The sequence below is a fragment of the Shewanella polaris genome (assembly GCF_006385555.1).
Classification (GTDB): Bacteria; Pseudomonadota; Gammaproteobacteria; order Enterobacterales; family Shewanellaceae; genus Shewanella; species Shewanella polaris.
Map to the genome: position 1 here is coordinate 2,395,121 of NZ_CP041036.1, position 23,671 is coordinate 2,418,791.

The following is a 23,671-nucleotide window of genomic DNA, read 5'->3' on the forward strand; positions in this document are numbered from 1 at the left end:
CAAAATATAGGAAATAGTGAAATGAAAACTGCTCATGAAATCCGTCCTGGTAACGTGATCATGTTAGATGGCAGCCCATGGGTTGTTCAGAAGACTGAAACAACTCGTTCTGGCCGTAACGCTGCAATCGTTAAGTTAAAATTAAAAAACGTATTGCTAGATTCTGGCACTGAACAAACCTTTAAAGGTGAAGACAAATTAGACGATATCATTTTAGAACGTCTTGATTGTACTTACTCATATTTTGCCGATCCTATGTATGTATTCATGGATAGTGAATATAACCAATACGATGTAGAAGCTGACAACTTAGGTGATGCTGCTACCTATATCATTGATGGCATGGAAGACATGTGCCAAGTGACCTTCTATGAAGGCAAAGCAATTTCTGTAGAATTGCCAGTTCACATCGTACGTGAAGTGATTTACACAGAGCCTTCAGCTCGTGGCGACACTTCAGGTAAAGTAATGAAACCAGCTACCATTACTGGTGGTGGTACTGTTACTGTTGCTGACTTTGTTAAAGTGGGTGACAAAATTGAAATTGATACTCGCACAGGTGAGTTCAAGAAGCGCGTATAATCGCCAGTTAACATGGGTTATTAGTAAAATAGTAATAACACAAGTCAACTCAGCAAAAGCCAGCACTACGTGCTGGCTTTTTTGTAGTCAAACACTATAACCACACTGCTAAATAATAAAAATACAGAATAAAACACTAAAGCAAAGCCTAATTTACCTAACAAGTCAGCATTTAACACTAATATTATTCTTCACTTTGCGCATTTGCCTCTTTCACAATGCCTATAAATTCGTTATGGTTCGATAACTTAAGCCGTATTTAGTTATCGAGAATAGTAGTATGCGCCCCATTATCAAATCCAATAAGCTTGATTCAGTTTGCTACGATATCCGTGGTCCTGTCCATAAAGAAGCCCGACGTCTTGAAGACGAAGGTCACCGTATCTTAAAGCTTAATATCGGCAACCCGGCCCCGTTTGGATTTGAAGCGCCAGAAGAGATCGTTCGCGACGTCATTTTAAATTTACCCAGTGCACAAGGTTACTGCGAATCTAAAGGCTTGTTCTCTGCACGTAAAGCCATTGTGCAACATTATCAAGCTCAAGGAATATTTGGTGTCGATATTGAAGATATCTACATAGGTAATGGGGTGTCAGAATTGATCGTGATGGCCATGCAAGGCTTGCTTAACGCCGATGATGAAGTGCTTATCCCCTCGCCCGATTACCCTCTATGGACTGCTGCAGCTAACTTAGCAGGCGGTAAAGCCGTGCATTATCGGTGCGATGAAGAAGCCGATTGGTTCCCGGACTTAGATGACATTATCAGTAAAATCAGCAGTCGCACCCGTGCAATTGTATTAATCAATCCAAACAACCCTACTGGCGCAGTTTATAGTAAAGAATTGTTGTTGCAGGTTATTGAGTTATGTCGGCAACACGATTTAATATTATTCGCCGACGAAATCTACGACAAAATCCTCTATGACGAAGCCAAACATATACCTGCAGCGGGTTTATCTGATGATATCTTAACGATTACTTTTAATGGTTTATCTAAAGCTTACCGCGCGGCAGGATTCCGTGTCGGTTGGATGATGTTGTCAGGTAACTTAAAAGCCGCCAAAAGCTATATTGAAGGCTTAGAAATGCTGGCTTCAATGCGTTTGTGTGCCAATGTGCCCAATCAACATGCTATTCAAACCGCGTTAGGTGGTTATCAATCAATTAACGAGTTGATTTTACCTAGTGGTCGCTTAACGATTCAGCGCGATGCCGTGTACGAATTACTTAACCAAATTCCAGGGGTAAGTTGTAAAAAACCTAAAGGGGCACTGTACGCGTTTCCAAAATTAGACATGAAAAAATTTAATTTACGCGATGACGAACGCTTGGTGCTTGATTTATTAAAGACGAAAAAAATTCTTTTGGTTCAGGGAACGGCCTTCAACTGGCCTGAGCCCGATCATCTTCGGGTGGTATTCTTACCTTATAAAGAAGATTTAACTAAAGCTATTACAGAATTTGGTGAATTTTTAGAAGATTACCGCCAATAACCATTCACATAAGCATGGTTCAAAATAAATAACTAAGCGACTGAACAGTCGCTTTTTTTTATTGATAAGCTCCTGTAAGCTATTAAAAACTATTGAGCGCAGTAAGGAGTCTCATGAGTCATTTATTTGCCCATTTATCTCGGATGAAACTGATCCAACGTTGGCCGTTAATGTATAACGTGCGCCGTGAAAACGTTCAAGAGCATTCACTACAAGTGGCTATGGTTGCCCATGCTCTTGTCATTATCAGTAATAAAAAATTCAACACCAACTTAGACGCTAATAAAGCCGCAACCATTGCTATTTATCATGATGCCAGCGAAATTTTGACCGGTGATTTACCAACGCCAGTAAAATACTTTAATAAAGAAATTGAAGCTGAATATAAAAAGATAGAAGCCATTGCTGAACAGCGAATGTTAGAAATGGTACCGGAAGAATTTAGAGAAGATTATCGTAGCCTATTTATTAGTGAAGATGCTGATCCACAATACAAAGCCATCGTAAAAGCAGCCGATACATTATGTGCGTATTTAAAGTGCTTAGAAGAGCAAAAAGCCGGTAATAGCGAATTCAATAGTGCCCGTAAACGTTTGGAACAAAGTCTACATGATAATCCGAACCCAGCGGTAGGTTATTTCCGAGATTGTTTTATTCCAAGTTTTACATTGAATTTAGACGAAATTAATCAAATGCTGTAAAGGAATTCTATGTCTGATAACACTGACGAGCCAAGTAATACGGAACATGATAATCGTTGGCAACAACGTTTACTTGGTGAGGATAAACAACGCCGTAACGACCATCGCAGCCCTTATCAGCGCGATCGAGCTCGTATTCTTCATTCTGCTGCGTTTCGTCGTCTTCAAGCCAAAACCCAAGTACTGGGTGTTGGCATGAATGATTTTTATCGTACTCGTTTAACGCATTCCTTAGAAGTTTCACAAATTGGCACAGGCATTACAGCGCAGTTACGTCGTAAGTATCCAGAACTAAGATATTTGCTTAACTCCATGAGCCTAATTGAATCCATTTGTTTAGCTCACGACATCGGACATCCTCCTTTTGGTCACGGCGGTGAAGTCGCATTGAATTACATGATGCGTCATCACGGTGGCTTTGAAGGCAATGGCCAAACATTTCGAATTTTGACTCGCTTAGAACCCTATACATTGTCATGGGGCATGAACCTCACACGACGTACCTTATTGGGAGTGATGAAATATCCCGCAACTTATTCGCAATTGTATATCGACCTGCATCGGCCTGACATAGCAAATCATCGTCAACTAAAACCCTCTGAATGGCCACCCGTAAAAGGCTTATTTGATGATGATAAATCTATTATTGATTGGGTGTTGTCAGAGTTGTCAGAAGCGGATCGACAATTGTTTATTAGTAGTGAGCAAAGTCATACAAACGTGGATTATCCCCATTTAAAAACTCGCTATAAATCGTTTGATTGCTCGATTATGGAATTGGCTGATGACATTGCTTATGCCGTGCACGATCTTGAGGATGCCATTGTGATGGGTATTGTGAATCAACATCAGTGGCAACGTGATGTTGTTGAACAATTATCAGATATTAAAGATGTATGGCTCATATCTGAAATTGCTCAAATAGGTGACAAACTATTCTCCCACGAGCATCATTTACGTAAAGATGCCATCGGTACGCTAGTAAACGGTTTCGTCACCGCTATTGGAATTAGTACTAACTCCAAATTTGATGAAGATTTATTGAAATATAACGCTGAATTACAGGTAGATTTTGCTGCTACTTTGCATGTCCTAAAGCAGTTCGTGTTTAAATATGTGATCCGCAAACCCGAAATTCAAATGTTAGAATACAAAGGTCAACAGATTGTGATGGAATTGTTTGAAGCGTTTGCCTCGGATCCTGAACGTTTGTTACCGCTAAATACTCGCGAGCGCTGGTTAGCAGAACGTAATGATAATAAGAATCCAATGAGGGTGATTGCCGATTATATTTCTGGCATGACTGATGAATTTGCAGGACGCTTACATCAGCAATTATTCGGCTCAAAAACGGCGGGTATTATGGATTTAAGTCGCGAGCAATAACATCACTGTGTTCATATTATTATGCAAAAAAAAGCGCTTGGTTATCGCAACCAAGCGCTTACGGGTTACATAAAGGGGAAAATAACCCAAACATTTCACTTCACTTTACTTTTTTGGTCATAAAATGTATCCCCAACTGACCAAGCTACATTTAAACTGGTTGAACTGGTTGAACTGGTTGCATAAATAATTGTATTTCACTCAGTGACAACAATGGCGTTGCCCCATGAGATTGTGCCACCAAAGCCCCTACTGCACAGGCAAAATCAATCGCATATTGAGGATTATTGTCACTGCATAATTGATACAGTAACGATCCTAAAAACGAATCTCCGGCACCAACGGTATCAACTACATTGACTAAATAACCTGAATTATAAAACTTCTGCCCAGCAACACTCAGTAGTGCACCATGACTGCCTTTGGTCACACACAGGTATTTGGTTTGGGTTTGTTCAGCGATAAAATCCAAGTTTTGCTCTAATGAATAAAATGGCGAGCCCATTTCTTTAGCAATCTCATACAATTCATCATCATTTAATTTTATGAAGTCTGCTTTTTTCATCAAATTAACCACATTGCCAATCTGGTAATGCGGCGCACGTAAGTTAACGTCAAATACAGAAAATGCAGCCAATTCAACTAAGGCAGTTAAGGTACTGAGAGACACATCATTGCGTCCAATTAAACTGCCAAAAACCAACATATCAGCACGATTCACTTGCTCAATAAGATCTTCAGTCAATGCGATATTGTCCCAAGCTGTATCGGCGACGATTTCGTAGGATGCTGAACCGTTTTTGTCTAAGGTAACTTGGACAGTGCTGGTGCTTTTGACTGGGTCCATGGCGATACAGTCACGATTAACACCACGATCATCAATAAAACTCAGCAGTTCGCGGCCTAATAAATCATCACCAACGGCACTGATCATTGAAGCTTTAATACCCAAGGAATTAAGTCTGACGCACACATTTAAAGGTGCCCCACCAACACGCTTATCATCTGAGAAACAATCCCATAATACTTCGCCAAAACAGCTAACATTGATGTCTGCTGTTACTTTATGATTAATTAATACACTATTCATAATGATTAACTCTTTGCTTGTAATCTTGCTTGCATGATCGCTTTAATATCGGAGCCTGGTGCGTATAAGGCAGTAATAGCTTGACGATAATCTTTGCAGAAAATGGCTTGATTATTGAGATCACCAAATAAGTCGGTTAACTGTAAAAAAGCTAACGGATCTTGTACTGTTCTACTGGCAAATTCATGTAACTGTGCAGACATTTGGTCACTAATATCTAACGCTTTCCCTTGCTGGTCTACACGTTTGTCACTGTATAAACACCAAGTCGCTATGACTAATGTTGCCAAAGAAGTATCACGGCCTAAGGCGATGTTTTCATTAATAGAAGCAATGATAAATTTTGGTAACTTAGCTGAACTTTCTAAACAAATACGTGCCAAGTTATCTTTAATGTTCGGATTGGCAAAACGCTCAATTAAGGTGTCTTTATATTGAGTTAAATCAATCCCTTCAAGTTGCTCGATTAACGGTGTAACTTCATCGTCCATAAATCGACGTAAATAGGAAGAAAATAGCGGATCCGATACCGATTCATCAATTGTCGCAAAACCATGTATAGACCCTAGTAAACCTAATACTGAATGGCCTGCGTTTAATAAACGGATCTTCATTTTTTCAAATGGTGTTACGTCACTGACAAATTGAGCCCCAACGGTATCTAACGCCGGACGGCCATCACTAAAGTTGTCTTCTATGACCCATTGAGTGAAGGCTTCGCAAGTAATTGGCCATTCATCGTTAATGTGTAACGTGTTGGTCACATACTCGATATCCGCTTTAGTTGTTACAGGGGTAATACGGTCAACCATTGCGTTTGGAAACGCTACATTTGCTTCAATCCATTGGCCTAAATCAGCGTCATTTTTATTCACAAACGCCAATAGCATTTTACGGGTCATGTCGCCGTTATGCTGAATGTTGTCACAAGACTGAATAGTAAAAGGCTTCATGCCCTTAGCTTTACGCTGTTTAAGTGCTGCCGTTAAATAACCAAACGCAGTGATAGGGTCATTAGGATTCGCCATATCATGGATAATGTCTGGATTGTTGAAATCAAACTCACCCGTTGCAGGGTTAAAGTTATAACCGCCTTCAGTAATGGTTAATGACACAATTTTAGTGTCAGAGTTAACTAGTTTATCAATAACATGTTGCTTGTTTTCTGGTGCAAATAAAAAATCAATCATTGACCCCATCACTTGATGATCAATATGACCATTTGGGTGACGCACTGTTAAACTGTACAAATAGTCTTGTTTTACCAACACATCACGTAAACCGCGGTTAGCTTCTAACAAACCCACACCACAAATCGCCCAAGATTCAGAACCAGGCTTCTTTAACAATTCATTGATGTACATCGCTTGATGAGCTCGATGAAAACCACCAACACCTATGTGAACTATGCCCGCAGTTAACTTGCTACGATCATATTTTGGCACATCAACATGAGTAGGTAATGTTGACAAACTTTGTTGGTTTAACATGTTAAGTTGAACGCTTGACTGTTGAGAGTGATCCATGTGGATTGTGCCTCATAAAATAATTAAACAATATGGATGTATATGTTATCTCAATGAAATAACACAGCTGACTCAAGGTTAATTTTTTATTAACATTATTAAGCTTGAGTCATTAATGTCTCGATTATAAATTTAATTTTTTATGTCGTTTCAAGGCGACATATGAACAGCTAAAATAAATCACAGTACATGCGAAGCAAACTGTTTCAAATAATGATTTATTATCTGTATAGATTTCCATCGTTGGACTGTAAAACATAACGTTAACAGCCAATATGCTAATAACAACTAGCGAAACAAACGCAAAGCCATTTAGTAATAGGGTTAACTTACTGTTGTCTTCAACTTGTGGCGTATCGTCTTTAGCCATTTCATCTTGATATTCAACAATTTGTTGCTGTTCTTTTTCATCTAATAATATGGCATCGGTGTAATCTAAATCGGCACCATATTTTTTAGCCAAGACGGTATAAATAATAATGGTGAATATCCACGTTGGAATAAATAAATAATAGAACGAAATAATATCAAGACTATTTAAACCAAAGCCAAACACTAACGCTAATGCCCAAGATGCAATTGCGGGTGTACTTTTAGACAGATTTTGATATTTAACCCAATAACGGGTTAATCCAATCTTAGGAAACAACACGTGCTCAGCAAACACAATACCACCAACAGGAACAACTAATAGGCCAGCATAGGTCAGTAACGGTAACATCTGCGAAAACACAAATGGAAAACACGCAATCACTATAGTGACTAAACCAACAATGGCTGTGGTACGTTCACGAGATTGGTTAACAAAGATTGATTGCGCGGCAAGACCAGCACGGTATAAATTGGCGTTTGCGGTCGTCCAACCAGCGATAATGATAATCACAAAGCCAGAAAAACCTAAAGCATGGTAGGCAACATCACCTGGATCGAGTTGAGTAATAGTGGTTTTTAAAAGTACCGCGGTGCCTGCGCCCATAATACCTGCAGAAATCCATGCTAAGTAATGGCCGAAGAACATTCCAACACCCGAAAACAAACCATAACTTTTACGCTTAGCAAAGCGGAAAATTGCCATGTCGATCAAACCAAAATGAGTAATTGAGTTAGCAGCCCACGCAAAACCTATTACTTCAAGTAAACCAATGCCGGGTTCGCCTTTATCGTTTATTCCGGTCCAAATTGAGCTGTCACCAATTGTCATAAAGTCTTGCCAACTGGTTAACGTGGTACTACCAATTACATGATTGGATAACGCAGGAAATAAGGTGAATGAACCCGCAATAAAGATAACAAATAACCAGGGGGCACAAATTTTAGAAAAATCTGCAACGGTAGAAAACCCATACATGGCAACCACCACAACGATTGAGCCCACGGCTAATACAATCATCACACTGCTTGGATACCAATTTAATTGTGCGGGAATGTCGAATAAGAAACGTACGGCTGTCGACGATACTGTAATCATCGCCGCAGATATCACCGAGAAGATAATGACGTTCGCCCAGTTATAGAGCTTGGTCATCGAGTCGCCAGCTATTTTATTCAAATAGTTATATAAACTTAATCGTGTTTCTACCGCTATAGGTGCGGTTAATAACCACCATGAACACATGGCTAAAAGGTTACCGATTAATAACCCCAATAAAATATCAATGGTCGATGCACCCAAGGCAACAAAGGTAGCACCGATAACAAATTCAGTTGCGGCTACATGCTCCCCAGCATATAAACCAGCAAAGTGCTTCCAACCATGGAGCTTATTTTGGGCTACGGGCAGTTGCTCTTCATTCATTTGTTCAAATGAAGGCTGGTGTTGTCTTGTTGTCATTATTTTTATATTCCTGTTCTTTCAGGTAAATTAACCCCCTCACCAAAAATCGATGATAAAATTAAACAATTTACCTTTACTGACTATTTACTATTTCTATCCATTAGAAATAATAACCCCATTTATATCGCTGTCTTATTGATTGATATTGTTCTATTTATATTGAGCTGGTTTATTGTTAACTATTTTAGTCTAGCTAATATTTTTTCCGCGGTGAATTCATTGGTGATTAACGAGTTAATTAATCGTCCTTGTAATGCCGAATAGATGGCATCCACTTTATGTTGACCTGCGGCTATACCATATACAGGTTTAGTTGAATTAACCTTTAACGGTGCACTCATCACTAATTGATTGATAGGATGTTCTAGCAGCTGACCTTGTTGGTTATAAACCCAACTAATAATTTCGCCCGCTGCATGGGCATCCTTTAATTCATTAAGTTGGATCTGATTAATAAAACCATCTAACAATAACGGCGGATTTACGTCCATATGCCCTATTCCGACAAAGGTGGCATCAGCATGTTGAATTAATTCAAAAATACTTTTTACAGGTGCTAATTCATGTAACAAGTTCTTTTCTGTCACTGAGCTCGCAATAACGGGCAACGGCATTGGATAATGCTTAGCTTGTACCCTACTCGCCATACTGACAACAATGTCAAATGCCGAAGCTGAACCATCTAACATCATATTGCCTAATAGCGATACGATTCTATGTTGCGGGCATTGCATCGAAGGTAATTCATCAACACACGCTTTGAGTACTCTTCCTGTGCCGAATGCTAATGTTTTAGGCAGATCTGATTTCAAATATCGTTCTAGCACAGCGGCACCACGTTGTGCCAAACCATAAACATTATTCGCATCAGCAGGATCGCTTGGAACAATTTCGCATTCCAATAAGTTAAAAGCTTGCTTGAGTTGTTGTCCAAGATCCATACATTTAGCAATGGGGTGATCTAAACGAACTTTGATTAACCCTTCACTGACGGCTAATGCAACCAAACGCTGGGCAGTCTGTCTTGATACTTCTAATTTTTGAGCAATTTCATCCTGAGTATTTTTAGCAACGTAATATAACCAAGCCGCTCTAGCTGCTTGCTCTAAACGCGCGAGTTCTGAATTCGATTTGCTGTCCATATTAACCCTTATATTCAATATCAACTTACTAAGGTTGGCATTAAATGCTTAAAATGATGCCAATGGTTAAGTACTGGAACCATTGGATATGCTTGTGATACTGGGTGTAAATCGCTGCCCATGCTATCAACTATATGACCGCCACCGACGTAATGTATCACCGGCATATTTGCTGCAATTGCAGCACTTACACCAAAAAAACTGTCTTCAATAACTAAACAATGTTCTGGCGCCATGCCCATGCTTTTAGCAGCATGTAAAAATAAGTCCGGTGCAGGCTTACCATTTTTAACTTCACTGGCTGTAAACACGTGCTCAGCAAATACATCGGTTAACCCAACTACAGCTAATGCTTTTGTTGTTCTAGGTAAGCTACTACTGGTCGCAATACAACAAGCTACATTCAATTGCGTCAATATTTCCTTTATACCGCTTGTCACCGTTAAATTTTGTTCAAACTCAAGTAATAACTGTTTACGATATTGCGCTTCAAAATCTACTGGCAAAATAATGGACAATAAATTATGAACTTTGGCGGCTACCGTAGCAAATTGGCAACCCAAAAAGTGTTTTTGGACAAAGGCCATATCAATTTTTGCACCCAGCACAGCTAATTGTTCAATTAATACATTGGCGCTTATGACTTCACTGTCTATGACCACACCATCGCAATCAAAAATGACTAATTGTGTATCAATGTCCATAAATTCACCTATCGCATAGCGCTAATGTTAAGTACGATAATAATATGACGGTAAAATTGGGGTGCCACTTAATTCATTCTAGTTGTCCCTTACTAGCCACAATCATCATTTGCGCGGTAAATTAAGGCCTCTTGTAGCACACTACATTATCAGCCCCAACCAAAATGAGCATATGCCCTACTAATGAGCATATTCCCTTTTCTTAATATTGATGTCAATCACATTTATTCAATTAAATAAGCATTACAAGCTTTAGCTATCACTAATTAATGCTTATAAATATTAAAATGTTGTTTATATTCAACAATGTATTTTTAAATATGTTATTTGCCGACGAAGCCGAACAACATCCTCTTAATAAAAACTATACTTTTCTCTAAGCAGGACAATTAACAAACCTATTTTTAGTCGATTATGCATCAATAGATAACGTAGATAATTAATTCTTTGTTGTTAATTTATGTCACTGTTTTGTCATATCGCTATCGCCAATTACATCTAAGTCTGTTTTAAAATTTATCTCGTTAAATACAGAGAACAGCTACAATAAGCAGCAGATATTGTAATAAAATTACAGTTATCAGTCTTTTGTGGTCAATATCACAATATATCAGCCCTGAAAGCTGTAATTTTATTCACAAAGAATATTTTACAAAATCGATTTGTTGAATATTTTTAGAAGGAACCACTATGACAGTCACCAACATTCAAGAGCTTGATTTATTGGTAGAGCGCGTTGCCAAGGCACAAGCAGAGTTCGCTAATTTTAGCCAAGAGCAAGTAGATAACATCTTCAGAGCTGCAGCATTAGCTGCTGCTGATGCAAGAATCTCATTAGCCAAAATGGCCGTAATTGAAACTGGTATGGGCGTATTAGAAGATAAAGTGATTAAAAATCACTTTGCATCGGAATACATTTATAACAAATACAAAGATGAAAAAACCTGCGGTATTTTGTCTGAAGATATAACCTTTGGTACTATCACTATTGCAGAACCTGTTGGTATTATTTGCGGTATTGTCCCTACGACAAACCCAACATCTACCGCTATTTTTAAAGCCCTTATTAGCTTAAAAACTCGCAATGGTATTATTTTCTCACCGCACCCAAGAGCTAAAAACTCAACCACGACTGCAGCTAAAATAGTATTAGATGCAGCAGTTGCCGCAGGTGCACCCAAAGACATTATTGGCTGGATTGATCAACCAAGTGTTGCCTTGTCTAACCAATTAATGACTCATGCAAAAATTAACCTCATCTTAGCCACTGGTGGACCAGGCATGGTTAAAGCGGCCTATTCTTCAGGTAAACCAGCTATCGGTGTTGGTGCAGGTAATACACCTATCGTTATCGATGAAACAGCGGACATCAAACGTGCTGTAAGCTCCATATTAATGTCAAAGACCTTCGACAATGGTGTGGTATGCGCATCTGAACAAGCGGTGATTGTGGTAGACAGTATTTATAAACAAGTAAAAGAGCGTTTTGTCAGTCACGGCGGTCATATTCTGTCTAAAGCTGAAACTGCGGCAATGCAAACTGTGATCCTTAAAAACGGTGGTCTTAACGCCGATATTGTTGGCCAGAGTGCTGTTTCGATAGCTGCAATGGCTGGCTTTGAAGTGCCAAGTACCACCAAAGTGCTCATTGGTGAAGTCACAGATATTAATGACGCTGAAGCCTTCGCCCATGAGAAATTATCTCCGTTATTAGGTATGTATAAAGCAAAAGACTTTAATGAAGCAATGGACAAAGCTGAAGCCTTAGTCACCTTGGGGGGTATTGGCCATACGTCTGGTTTATATACCGATCAAGACACCCAAGATGATCGCGTTAAAGCCTTTGGTTTTAGAATGAAAACAGCACGCATTTTGATTAATACCCCTGCATCACAAGGTGGTATTGGTGACTTATACAACTTTAAGTTAGCACCATCGTTAACTCTCGGTTGTGGTTCATGGGGTGGTAATTCAATTTCAGAGAACGTCGGCCCAAGTCACTTAATCAATAAAAAAATGGTCGCTAAGAGGGCTGAAAACATGTTGTGGCATAAGCTTCCATCATCTATTTACTTTCGCCGCGGTAGTCTACCGATAGCACTTGAAGAGTTAAGTGATAAAAAACGTGCACTGATCATTACTGACAAATTCTTATTCAATAACGGTTATTGTAACGAGACCTTAAAAATCCTTAAAGCACAGGGACTTGAAACCGAAGTGTTTTACGAAGTGGAAGCCGATCCAACCTTAGCGATTGTTCGCCAAGGCGCTAAAATCGCACAAAGCTTTCAGCCAGATGTCATTATTGCATTAGGCGGTGGATCGCCAATGGATGCAGCAAAGATCATTTGGGTTATGTACGAACACCCTAATGTTGATTTTGCCGATTTAGCAATGCGTTTTATGGACATCCGTAAACGTATTTATAAATTCCCTAAAATGGGCGTTAAAGCTCAAATGGTTGCCATTCCGACAACCTCAGGTACTGGTTCAGAAGTCACTCCTTTTGCCGTGGTAACCGATGAAAAAACCGGCATGAAGTACCCTATTGCAGACTATCAATTAACCCCGAACATGGCGATTGTCGATCCTAATTTAGTCATGGACATGCCTAAATCACTCACCGCTTTTGGTGGCATTGATGCTGTCACACATGCGTTAGAAGCTTATGTAAGTGTGATGGCAAACGAGTACAGTGATGGCCAAGCGTTACAAGCATTAGACCTATTATTTAAATACCTACCAGACTCTTATGAATTTGGCGCTAAAGCGCCAGTGGCTCGAGAAAAAGTCCATAATGGAGCCACCATCGCGGGTATTGCTTTTGCCAATGCATTCTTAGGTGTTTGTCACTCAATGGCGCACAAATTAGGGGCTGAGTTCCACTTAGCTCACGGTTTGGCTAACGCATTATTAATCTCTAACGTGATCCGTTTTAACGCGACAGACATGCCAACCAAGCAAGCGGCTTTTAGTCAATATGATCGCCCTAAAGCGCTGTGCCGTTATGCTGCCATTGCGGATTATTTAAAGCTAGGGGGTAAAACAGATGCTCAAAAAGTTGAAAAACTGATTGAAAAGATTGAAGAGCTTAAAACAACCATTGGTATTCCTGCATCAATTCAAGATGCTGGAGTTAATGAAGCAGATTTCATCGCCAAACTGGATGAACTGGCTGAAGATGCATTCGATGATCAATGTACTGGTGCTAATCCACGTTACCCGTTAATCAAAGAGCTAAAACAAGTGCTGTTAGACAGCTTCTATGGCAGAGCTTATAAAGACTAGCCTAAACGAGAATAAGCAGTAAGCTTTTAATAAGATGCCTTACAATATTGTAGGGCGTTTTTTATTGTTTTAAGAATGCATTTGAAAATGAATCGACTGCACTCAATTTAACTGTTACGAGGTAATAAGCAGTTTGAAAGACAGTTGTTATCCCCAATTAATGTTACTTAGCCAATACCAGCATAACGGCACTATTTGCATGGAGTTGAGTAGTATCATACAAAGGCACATGAGTATGTTGTTGCTGCACAAGTAAGGCTATTTCAGTACAACCTAAAATGACAGCCTCAGTTCCTTGCTCATAAAATTTGTCAATAATTCCAAGATAGGATTGCCGTGATTGCGGATTAATAGTGTCAAGATATAGCTCTTGATATATCACATCATGGATTAATATTTGCTCGCCTAGCGAAGGTACAAAAACCTTAATGGGATAGTTAGCAGTTATTCGCTGCTTATAAAAGTCTTGCTCCATGGTAAAGCGCGTGCCCAGCAAGTCGACTTTATTGATCCAATCGGCTAACAACACCTCGGCTGTAGCATCAGCAATATGCAAAATGGGTATAGAGATTTGTGCTTGGATCTCATCAGCCACTTTGTGCATGGTATTGGTACAAATAATCACAAAATCAGCGTCACCGGCTTCTACCACAAAAGCGGCATCAGCTACATCCATACCCCTTGATGCTGTGACGCTTCAATTTCAGCAAAATCGACACTGTACAAACATATTTTCTCTGAATGTAAGTCACCTAAAACTGTCTTAACCCCTTGGTTAATCGCCTGATAATAGCTTTACGCCGACTCCCAACTCATACTGCCATTCATGCATATTTTACTCAATTAAATTCAGAGCAATACGAAAAACTACAATTGCTAAGCAATTAATTCATGCGGGAACACGTTATAGAAAATATCCTAAGTAACTCTCCCACAGCAAAAAATGGGTTTCAACCTGCACTTCAACATTCTACAGGCTCGTCAATATGCTGCTGTTTATCGCAATCAGACTTATTTTAAACACAAGCACCAGAATCATTAGTCGTGTGGCAGAAAATAAGCCACCTTCTAGGGTAATCAGTGCAGGTTCAATTCTTTAAACTTATTACAAATGGCCTGATGACGTTCTTTCAATTGCTCATGCTCACAGGCAAAAACTTTGTGAGACTTATGCTGAGTATCATGATTAACCTGAGCGCCATCATGTCCTGTTCGCTCGCCTGAGCGCTCATGTGCACTGATTATCTCTTCATGGTGCGCCATCTCAATCTCATGAGTCATAATTTCTTGCTCATGCATTAGAATTTGCGCCTCATGTTCGTGAATTTCGGCTTCAATGCTGTGCAGGGTGGCGAGCAGCTTACTGTGCTCGATATGCCAACTCTGATGGTCAGCTTGCCATTGTTCATGATCCAAGTGGTCATGTTTGTGCTCACTATAGTCGTGTTTATGGTCGCTATAGTCATGATTTTGTTCGTTATTCATAATGCACTCCTTTTAGATAAAGAGTCTTTAGCAAGTGCCTTTAAATGTCATTTAACCTAAGATTAAGCTTATGGGTGAAAACGCTGCGCGATTATCACTTAACGGTACAGATCTTTTGGTCGCGGTGACCGAAGTGAACAAATTTGCCGCTTTGTGTTAGATTTAGACTTTCATTACCCGCCAAAAACTTATTTATGTTTGTTCCCTTTACTACTAATTTCCTCCTAATTAGTTTTGGAGTCAACGAAGATCAGATATTTCTCTTTTAAAATTTCATAAGCACTGTGTACTGCCCTTAAAGGGAAGTAGGAATGGTGTATCCAGTGTTTTAGCTAGTCACAATTTTAGAGTTAATGTCCTGACACAATAATCTGTAAGGTATTGTTAATAAGCATTTTCATTAACGTTACTCTGACCCAATAAAATTCTGACCCAATAAAATTAAGAGATGGCCTCAGGCCATATGCCAGATCAATATGGCTAAGCGTACAAGGCATAAAAAAACCAGCTTACTAAGCTGGTTTTTAATGTGTTGCGATTAAACGATTAATTAAAGACCAGCTAACGCTTCTTTACACAATTGCGTAATACGAGCCCAATCTTCATTTTCAACTGCGTCTGTTGGAGCAATCCAGCTCCCACCAATACAATCAACGTTAGGCAATGCCAAATAGTCTTTATAAGTAGCAAGGCTAATGCCACCTGTTGGGCAGAAATGAATATTAGACAGTGGCCCAGAGAATGATTTCAATGCATTAACGCCGCCAGAGGCTTCAGCTGGGAAAAATTTGAAGTGAGTGTAACCCAACTCCATTCCTACCATTATCTCTGAAATGCTAGCGATACCTGGAATTAACGGTACAGTTCCATTCTTGGCAGCTTTTAATAAATCAACAGTAGCCCCTGGGGTAATAATAAATTGGGCACCTGCTTCAACAGCTTGCTTCAGCTGACTTTCATTTAACACAGTACCAGCGCCTACAAGCGCTTCAGGTACTTCTTTAGCTATTTTAGCAATCGCTTCTAACGCACAAGGAGTACGTAAAGTCACTTCTAAAACACTAATGCCGCCCGCCACTAACGCTTTTGCTAATGGCACAGCTTGTTCAATTTTATTAATCACCATGACCGGAACAACCGGACTACGTTTAAACACGTCTTGTGGTTGTAACAACCAATTATTAGGCTTAAGCATATTACCGACTTCCTTTATTTTTAATATAATTCATCAATAGCACTAGTGCTTCTTGCACCCGTTTCAGGACTACTTAAACTACGACGTAAGGCACCGAATAGCTCTCGCCCCATGCCATAGCTTGAATGATGTAAATCAACTTTCCCTGCGATTCTATTGGCAAGTGTTTTTTCATCAACAAGCAGAGATAACTCACCTGTGGTTGAATCGATACGAATTAAATCGCCATCCTCAACCTTAGCAATTAATCCACCATCGAGGGCTTCCGGAGTTAAATGAATAGCAGCAGGTACTTTACCTGACGCACCAGACATACGGCCATCAGTCACTAATGCAACTTTAAACCCTTTATCTTGTAAGGTGCCCAAGAAAGGCGTTAGCTTGTGTAGTTCTGGCATGCCATTAGCTTTAGGCCCCTGACCTTTAACAACAACGACACAGTCTCTATCTAAAGATCCTGATTTAAACAATTCATCAATTTCATTTTGATCATTAATAACGACTGCAGGCGCTTCAATAATTCGATTTGCAGAAGGCACAGCAGAAACTTTAATCACTGCACGGCCTAAGTTACCTTTAAGTAGTTTCAAACCGCCATTCTTTTGAAAAGGTGTATCTAGATGAGTCAATACTTCTTTATCTAGACTTTCAGTTACACCATCAACCCACTTAAGTTCGCCTTCAATTAAACGCGGCTCTTGGGTATAACGACGTAAACCAAAACCTGCGACAGTCTTGACATCTTCATGTAATAAACCACCATCAAGTAACTCTTTAACCAAGAACCCCATGCCGCCTGCAGCATGGAAATGATTAATATCAGCTTGACCATTCGGGTAAACACGAGCGAGTAACGGCACAGAGTCTGACAAATCAGAAAAATCATCCCAGTTGACAATAATACCGGCAGCACGCGCAATAGCGACAATATGCATTGTTAAATTGGTTGAACCACCGGTGGCCAAAATGGCCACAATACCGTTAACAATAGACTTTTCAGTAACAATTTCACCAATTGGAGTATATTGCGTGCCCATTGATGTTAAACGGCATACTTGCTTAGCAGCCATCTTACTTAATTCATCTCGTATTGGGTCATCAGGGTTAATAAATGAAGAACCCGGTAACTGTAATCCCATTACTTCTAGCATTAACTGGTTTGAGTTGGCAGTACCATAAAAAGTACAAGTACCTGCACTATGGTAAGACTTAGCTTCAGCTTCTAGTAATACTGCACGGTCCACTTTACCTTGAGTAAATTGCTGACGAATACGGGCTTTTTCTTTGTTTGGAATACCTGACTTCATTGGCCCAGCTGGCACAAATAGCATTGGTAAATGGCCAAAACTTAAGGCGCCAATTAATAACCCAGGAACAATCTTGTCACAGATACCAAGTAGCAAAGCACCATCGAACATATTGTGCGATAAGCCAACTGCGGTAGACATAGCAATCACTTCGCGACTAAGTAAACTCAGTTCCATGCCAGGCTGACCTTGAGTCACGCCATCACACATAGCAGGAACACCTGCAGCCACTTGTGCCACACTGCCCACATCCATACATGCTTGCTTAAGCATATTTGGGTATGTCTCGTATGGTTGATGTGCAGATAACATGTCATTAAATGCTGTCACAATACCTATATTGGCTTTAGTCAAATGACGCAATGAATCTTTTGCTTCTGGTTGGCAAGCTGCAAATCCATGGGCCAAATTGCCACAACTTAATGCGCTACGGTGAACGCCTCGAGTGTTGGCATCGTCTAATGCAGATAAATAACTTGAACGAGATTGTTGGCTACGAGCAATAATTCTATCGGTAACCGCTTGTACTACTGAGTGCATGGTAAAACTCCTTACGCGCTATAAAACACATCAACGGGCGTTTTACGCTGCGCTAATATAGCTCTAATGGGCATTTGGGTAACATCATCATTTTCAAGTGCCTGATGATATACAGTTAATTTAGGCTCTCCGACAAGATGCAAATAAATCTGACGACTATTTAAAATGGCATCTTTTGACAAGGTAATGCGTGCATGCGGGGCTGTAGTTGGATTCACAGCGACGCACAAAGCCTTAGTTGTTAATGCATTATCTAGTTCTGCACTGCACGGAAACCATGAACAAGTATGCCCATCAGTCCCCATTCCCAGTACAACCACATCAAATGGACGTGGGAAGTTCGCTAACGATTCACTGGTCATATCACAACCGGCTTCAGGCGTTGCAAACATGTTTTTTAAGCCGCGAAATTTAGCGCTGGCGGCCCTATTTTGTAATAGATACTCTCTAACCAGCCTTTCATTTGAATCTTTTTCATCAGTATTAACCCAGCGCTCATCAGCTAAAGTAATGTAAACATCACTCCAATCGACTAACTTATGGCTTAATAGCTCAAATAATTTCAACGGTGTTGAACCGCCAGATACCACTAAACTGGCCTTGCCACGAGTATCAACGGCATTTTGCAATTGTTGGGCAATTTTGTCGGCTAACTTAGCTTCAAGTGCAGCGGGCGTTTCAAATGATTTAAATACAGTATCTTTGATCATGGTTACTCCCTACTCGTCCCAAGAACGGCCATCTTTGGTGATTAATGCCACTGACGAAACCGGCCCCCAGGTGCCTGCTGGATATGGCTTTGGCTTTTCGCCACTTTGCTCCCAAGACTGGATGATCCCGTCAACCCATTTCCATGCTTGCTCTACTTCGTCACGACGAACAAACAAGGCTTGGTTACCTAACATTGCTTCAAGTAATAAACGCTCATATGCATCTGCGATACGTTCATTTTTAAACGTATCACTAAAACTTAAATCGAGCTTAGTGGTTTGTAGACGTTGCTTTTGCTCTAGACCTGGAACCTTGTTCATCATCTGAATTTCAACACCTTCATGAGGTTGTAATCGGATGGTTAGCTTATTAGGTGGTAAATTACGGTAGCTTGCGCGATATAAGTTATGTGGAGGGTTTTTAAAATACACCACAATCTCACTACTCTTGAACGGCATACGCTTACCACTACGTAAGTAAAATGGCACTCCAGCCCAACGCCAGTTATCTATGTCTACACGTAATGCAACAAACGTTTCAGTGTTTGAATTAGTGTTGGCACCTTCTTCTTCTAAGTAACCCGGAACAGGTGAACCTTTTAAAAAGCCTGCACTGTATTGACCACGAACGGTATTTTCATACACATTATCGAGGTTAATTGGACGTAATGATTTAAGTACTTTCACTTTTTCATCACGAATACTGTCAGCATCTAAATTCACTGGAGGATCCATAGCAACCAAAGTTAACACTTGTAATAAGTGATTTTGGATCATGTCGCGCATCTGACCTGCACCATCAAAATATCCCCAACGCCCTTCAATACCAACTTCTTCAGCTACGGTAATTTGTACATGATCAATAGTACGGTTGTCCCATTTAGATGCAAACAAGGAATTAGCAAAACGCAGCGCTATTAGATTTTGTACCGTTTCTTTACCAAGATAATGGTCAATACGGTATACCTGATTCTCATTAAAAAATTCGGCTACTTGGTCGTTAATCACACGTGATGATTCTAGATCAGTACCAATTGGCTTTTCTAACACAACACGAGTATCTGAATGAATTAGGTCTTGTGCATGTAAACAGCGGCAGATAACGCCAAAAAGAGAAGGAGGTGTCGCGAAATAGTTCACCATCACGCGTTTACTTGGCTCAAGTAACTCGTGGAAAGCTTGGTAGCCTTCTGGCTCTGTAAAATTAGTGCCTATATAATGACAACGACTTAAGAAGCGGGCTAACGTAGTAGGGCAAATTTCATCTTTAACAAATGTGTTCAAAGCTTTTGTAACGAGAGCAATAAACTCTTCATGAGTAAATGCGTCTTTTGCTACACCAATTATCTTGGTTTCCTTGTCTAGTAATTCTGCTTTGTCTAGTTGATATAAAGAAGGTAATAATTTACGCCTTGCTAAATCGCCTTTAGTACCGAAAAGTACGAAATCACAAGCCTTGGCTCCAATTGATTTACCCATTGTTGAAAGCTCTCCTAATTATATGTGTGTGCTATCCGAATTCGAACGATGAATAAAAGCACACTTTTGTTGTAATATAACAACAGAACATCAATATTGCATCTTTAATTTATAAATATTGCGTTATTGTTAATCTAGTTATATGTACCCATTATCTGCTATGATTTCCCGCATACCACAAGGCTTTTGAACCATTTAATAGTGATCTATGTCTTGATAAATAACCATAGAAACGAATTAATGGTAAAAAAATAACTTAATTTACGAATATCATGTAAGTTATGGTATAAAATTACATCACCTACTTTTAGCTACTATTTAGCGGATGCTTGCTTATGAATACCCTTGAAAAGGTTCAAAAAAGCCTTACCCAATTTAGTAAATCGGAACGTAAAGTTGCCGAAGTCATATTAGCCTCACCGCAAACAGCTATACATTCTAGTATTGCGACATTAGCCAAAATGGCCGATGTCAGTGAGCCAACGGTTAATCGTTTTTGTCGTCGATTAGATACTAAGGGCTTCCCTGATTTTAAGTTACATTTGGCCCAAAGTCTTGCTAATGGCACACCCTATGTTAGTCGTCACGTTGAAGAAGATGACTCTCCAGAGTCTTATACAACTAAAATATTCGAATCTTCAATGGCATCACTTGATACTGCACGTCAAAGCATTGATACTGCGGCAATTAACAAAGCCGTTGACGTACTCACTCAAGCAAAAACCATTTCATTTTTTGGTCTCGGAGCGTCTTCTTCTGTCGCTCATGATGCACAAAATAAATTCTTCCGTTTTAACGTACCTGTAATTTGTTTCGATGATGTGTTAATGCAACGAATGAGTTGTATTAACTGCAACGAAGGTGACGTCGTAGTGTTAATTTCTCACACAGGTCGGACAAAATCATTGATTGAAATAGCCCGAATAGCTCGTGAGAATGGTGCTGCAGTAATCGGTATTACCGCCCGCAATTCGCCATTATCTCTAGAATGCACTTTGCCTGTGACAATGGAAGTTCCTGAAGATACGGATATGTATTTACCGATGGCATCACGTTTAGCACAGTTGGTCACCATAGATGTCTTAGCCACAGGCTTTACCTTACGCCGAGGCCCACGTTTCCGAGATAATTTAAAACGCGTTAAAGAAGTATTAAAAGAATCTCGTGTGAACAAGGATTTAACCATATAAACCTAAGTGCATCTTACAAGTAATGGATAGAGGGCTTTTTACACCCTCGCCCCTAATACTTACAGTAATACTTACTCTAGATATCACAAGCTTTTTATGATGTATTAAGCATATTCGTAATCGGATAACTGGATAATAATTACAAGATTCAGTTATTTTCGACCATTTGAGCCCATTAATACAGCAATGAACATTGTTATTAAGGTCAAACAGCATTGCTGTTTGACCTTTTTTATTATAAAAACCGCTAATCTGTCACATAAATCACACATTAAAAACGATCTTTTTGTTGGTAACTTTACTACATTTAGCCGAATCTCTGTTAATATACTTGTATCATTTAAGTACTAAGATAGCTGGCGTACTTTAAATAACCGAATTCTATTTAACACAAAATCTTTCTTATCATTAACGGAGTATCTTATGTTCCGCAGAACTAAAATCGTTACTACACTCGGACCAGCAACTGATCGCGATGACAATTTACGTAAAATTATCATAGCAGGCGCTAACGTTGTTAGACTTAACTTTTCACATGGTTTACCAGAAGATCATTTAAAACGCGCGACTGATACACGTAGGATCGCCAAAGAATTGGGCAAAACTGTCGCTATTCTAGGTGACTTACAAGGTCCGAAAATTCGAATATCTACTTTTAAAGACAACAAAAAAATCAAACTTAATTTAGGCGATGCTTTTGTACTTGATGCCGATTTAGGCAAAGGTGAAGGCGACGAAAATCAAGTCGGTATTGATTACAAGCAATTACCAGATGACGTTGTTATTGGTGATATTTTAATGCTTGATGACGGTCGAGTTCAATTAAAAGTTGAACGAGTTGAAGATCGAAAGGTTTTTACTACTGTTACTGTTGCAGGCCCGTTATCTAACAACAAAGGCATTAACAAAAAAGGCGGCGGACTAACAGCCCCAGCCTTAACAGAAAAAGACATGGCAGACATTAAAACTGCCGCGTTAATTGATGTTGACTTCCTTGCCGTGTCATTCCCACGTACTGGTGCTGACTTAGACTTAGCACGTGCTTTAGCGCTTGAAGCTGGCAGTAAAGCACTTATTGTCGCAAAAGTTGAACGTGCTGAAGCAGTAGAATCAGACGAAGCAATGGATGATGTAATTAGAGCATCAGATGTTGTGATGGTTGCCCGTGGTGATTTAGGTGTTGAAATTGGTGATGCTGCGCTTGTTGCGGTACAAAAACGTTTAATTCAACGTTCACGCCAGTTAAACAAAGCGGTTATCACTGCAACACAAATGATGGAATCGATGATTTCGAGCCCTATGCCTACACGTGCTGAAGTTATGGACGTAGCAAATGCTGTTCTAGATGGCACAGATGCGGTAATGCTGTCAGCTGAAACGGCTGCTGGTGATTTCCCTGAAGAAACTGTTATGGCAATGGCTAATGTCTGTATTGGCGCAGAAGCACATCCAAGTGTGAATGTATCCAACCACCGTATGAATGAGCAGTTTTCATCTATTGAAGAGACCATCGCTCTATCAACTATGTATGCAGCTAACCACTTACCTGGTGTCAAAGCGATTATTTCGTTAACGGAATCAGGTGAGACGGCTAAATTAATGTCTCGTATTAGCTCTGGTTTGCCGATATTTGCATTAACTCGTCATCCAAAAACCTTAGCTAGTATGTGTATGTACCGTGGTGTTCAGCCAGTTAATTTTGACTCTACTGCATATCCTGCTGAAGAACTCGCTAAAGAAGCATTAAACTGCATAGTGAACAAAGGTTATTTAGTCAGTGGGGATATGGTTCTAATGACTAAAGGTGACGTGATGGAAACCATCGGTGGCACGAACACTTGTAAAGTGTTGATTGTTGCTTAATCAAGTCTAACCAAATATAACGAGGAACATTCACTACTCGCACGCGGTGATACACTCGTTAACACTAAAGCCAATCTTTGGATTGGCTTTTTTATCGATTTTTTTGAACATTAACGCTATACCTTAATAAAGTGACCTTAAAAGTAGCTACCAT

The 23,671-nt window shown here is 39.7% G+C and carries 17 protein-coding genes and 1 pseudogene; 7 read left to right on the forward strand and 11 right to left on the reverse strand.

Annotation, left to right across the window (positions count from 1 at the left end):
• The first annotated feature begins 21 nt into the window (after positions 1 to 21).
• The 4 genes from efp (at position 22) to FH971_RS10445 (ending at position 4,164) form a co-directional block, all read left to right on the forward strand.
• Positions 22 to 582 carry an elongation factor P gene (gene efp, locus FH971_RS10430; RefSeq protein ID WP_137227044.1) on the forward strand — a complete coding sequence of 187 codons (561 nt, stop codon included), beginning with the start codon at positions 22 to 24 and terminating at the stop codon, positions 580 to 582.
• A gap of 280 nt (positions 583 to 862) precedes the next feature.
• Positions 863 to 2,077, forward strand: a complete 1,215-nt coding sequence (locus tag FH971_RS10435) for a pyridoxal phosphate-dependent aminotransferase (RefSeq protein ID WP_137227043.1) — start codon at positions 863 to 865, stop codon at positions 2,075 to 2,077.
• Positions 2,078 to 2,190: 113 nt separating this feature from the next.
• Positions 2,191 to 2,778, forward strand: coding sequence for a 5'-deoxynucleotidase (gene yfbR / locus FH971_RS10440; protein WP_137227042.1), 588 nt, complete (start codon positions 2,191 to 2,193; stop codon positions 2,776 to 2,778).
• 9 nt (positions 2,779 to 2,787) lie between these two features.
• Positions 2,788 to 4,164: an anti-phage deoxyguanosine triphosphatase gene (locus tag FH971_RS10445; RefSeq protein ID WP_140234252.1), complete on the forward strand. Its 1,377-nt coding sequence runs from the start codon at positions 2,788 to 2,790 to the stop codon at positions 4,162 to 4,164.
• A gap of 151 nt (positions 4,165 to 4,315) precedes the next feature.
• Here FH971_RS10445 and FH971_RS10450 read toward each other — a convergent pair whose 3' ends face one another.
• The 5 genes from FH971_RS10450 to FH971_RS10470 form a co-directional block, all read right to left on the reverse strand.
• On the reverse strand, positions 4,316 to 5,254 hold the full coding sequence (locus FH971_RS10450; RefSeq protein ID WP_140234253.1) for a carbohydrate kinase family protein: 939 nt from the start codon (positions 5,252 to 5,254) through the stop codon (positions 4,316 to 4,318).
• Positions 5,255 to 5,259: 5 nt separating this feature from the next.
• Complete coding sequence (locus FH971_RS10455; protein ID WP_140234254.1) at positions 5,260 to 6,780, reverse strand: mannitol dehydrogenase family protein; 1,521 nt, start codon at positions 6,778 to 6,780, stop codon at positions 5,260 to 5,262.
• 124 nt (positions 6,781 to 6,904) lie between these two features.
• Positions 6,905 to 8,611 (reverse strand): purine-cytosine permease family protein, encoded by a 1,707-nt coding sequence (locus FH971_RS10460; RefSeq protein WP_140234255.1) that lies wholly within the window; start codon positions 8,609 to 8,611, stop codon positions 6,905 to 6,907.
• Positions 8,612 to 8,793: 182 nt separating this feature from the next.
• Complete coding sequence (locus tag FH971_RS10465; protein WP_137227038.1) at positions 8,794 to 9,756, reverse strand: sugar-binding transcriptional regulator; 963 nt, start codon at positions 9,754 to 9,756, stop codon at positions 8,794 to 8,796.
• 20 nt (positions 9,757 to 9,776) lie between these two features.
• The gene (locus FH971_RS10470) at positions 9,777 to 10,460 is read right to left on the reverse strand and encodes an HAD family hydrolase (protein WP_140234256.1); all 684 of its coding nucleotides are present in this window, start codon (positions 10,458 to 10,460) and stop codon (positions 9,777 to 9,779) included.
• A 690-nt stretch (positions 10,461 to 11,150) separates the two neighbouring features.
• Between FH971_RS10470 and adhE the strand changes: the two genes are divergently transcribed.
• Entirely contained in the window at positions 11,151 to 13,748 is a 2,598-nt protein-coding gene (adhE, locus tag FH971_RS10475) for a bifunctional acetaldehyde-CoA/alcohol dehydrogenase (RefSeq protein ID WP_140234257.1), read from the forward strand.
• Positions 13,749 to 13,911: 163 nt separating this feature from the next.
• Here adhE and FH971_RS10480 read toward each other — a convergent pair.
• From FH971_RS10480 to zwf, 6 genes and pseudogenes are all read right to left on the reverse strand, one after another.
• Positions 13,912 to 14,591: pseudogene (locus tag FH971_RS10480) on the reverse strand (aspartate/glutamate racemase family protein).
• Between the two features lie 234 nt (positions 14,592 to 14,825).
• A complete protein-coding gene (locus FH971_RS10485) occupies positions 14,826 to 15,233 on the reverse strand; it encodes a hypothetical protein (protein WP_140234258.1) in 408 nt (135 codons plus the stop codon).
• A 550-nt stretch (positions 15,234 to 15,783) separates the two neighbouring features.
• Positions 15,784 to 16,428 carry a bifunctional 4-hydroxy-2-oxoglutarate aldolase/2-dehydro-3-deoxy-phosphogluconate aldolase gene (locus tag FH971_RS10490; RefSeq protein WP_140234259.1) on the reverse strand — a complete coding sequence of 215 codons (645 nt, stop codon included), beginning with the start codon at positions 16,426 to 16,428 and terminating at the stop codon, positions 15,784 to 15,786.
• A gap of 20 nt (positions 16,429 to 16,448) precedes the next feature.
• Positions 16,449 to 18,275 (reverse strand): phosphogluconate dehydratase, encoded by a 1,827-nt coding sequence (edd, locus tag FH971_RS10495; protein WP_140234260.1) that lies wholly within the window; start codon positions 18,273 to 18,275, stop codon positions 16,449 to 16,451.
• Positions 18,276 to 18,286: 11 nt separating this feature from the next.
• Positions 18,287 to 18,985 (reverse strand): 6-phosphogluconolactonase, encoded by a 699-nt coding sequence (gene pgl, locus FH971_RS10500; protein ID WP_140234261.1) that lies wholly within the window; start codon positions 18,983 to 18,985, stop codon positions 18,287 to 18,289.
• Positions 18,986 to 18,994: 9 nt separating this feature from the next.
• Positions 18,995 to 20,464: a glucose-6-phosphate dehydrogenase gene (gene zwf / locus FH971_RS10505; protein WP_140234262.1), complete on the reverse strand. Its 1,470-nt coding sequence runs from the start codon at positions 20,462 to 20,464 to the stop codon at positions 18,995 to 18,997.
• Between the two features lie 335 nt (positions 20,465 to 20,799).
• Between zwf and FH971_RS10510 the strand changes: the two genes are divergently transcribed.
• Together FH971_RS10510 and pyk are read left to right on the forward strand one after the other, a co-directional pair.
• A complete protein-coding gene (locus tag FH971_RS10510) occupies positions 20,800 to 21,654 on the forward strand; it encodes a MurR/RpiR family transcriptional regulator (RefSeq protein ID WP_137227030.1) in 855 nt (284 codons plus the stop codon).
• A gap of 423 nt (positions 21,655 to 22,077) precedes the next feature.
• The gene (gene pyk, locus FH971_RS10515; RefSeq protein WP_140234263.1) at positions 22,078 to 23,517 is read left to right on the forward strand and encodes a pyruvate kinase; all 1,440 of its coding nucleotides are present in this window, start codon (positions 22,078 to 22,080) and stop codon (positions 23,515 to 23,517) included.
• The last annotated feature ends 154 nt before the right edge of the window (positions 23,518 to 23,671 follow it).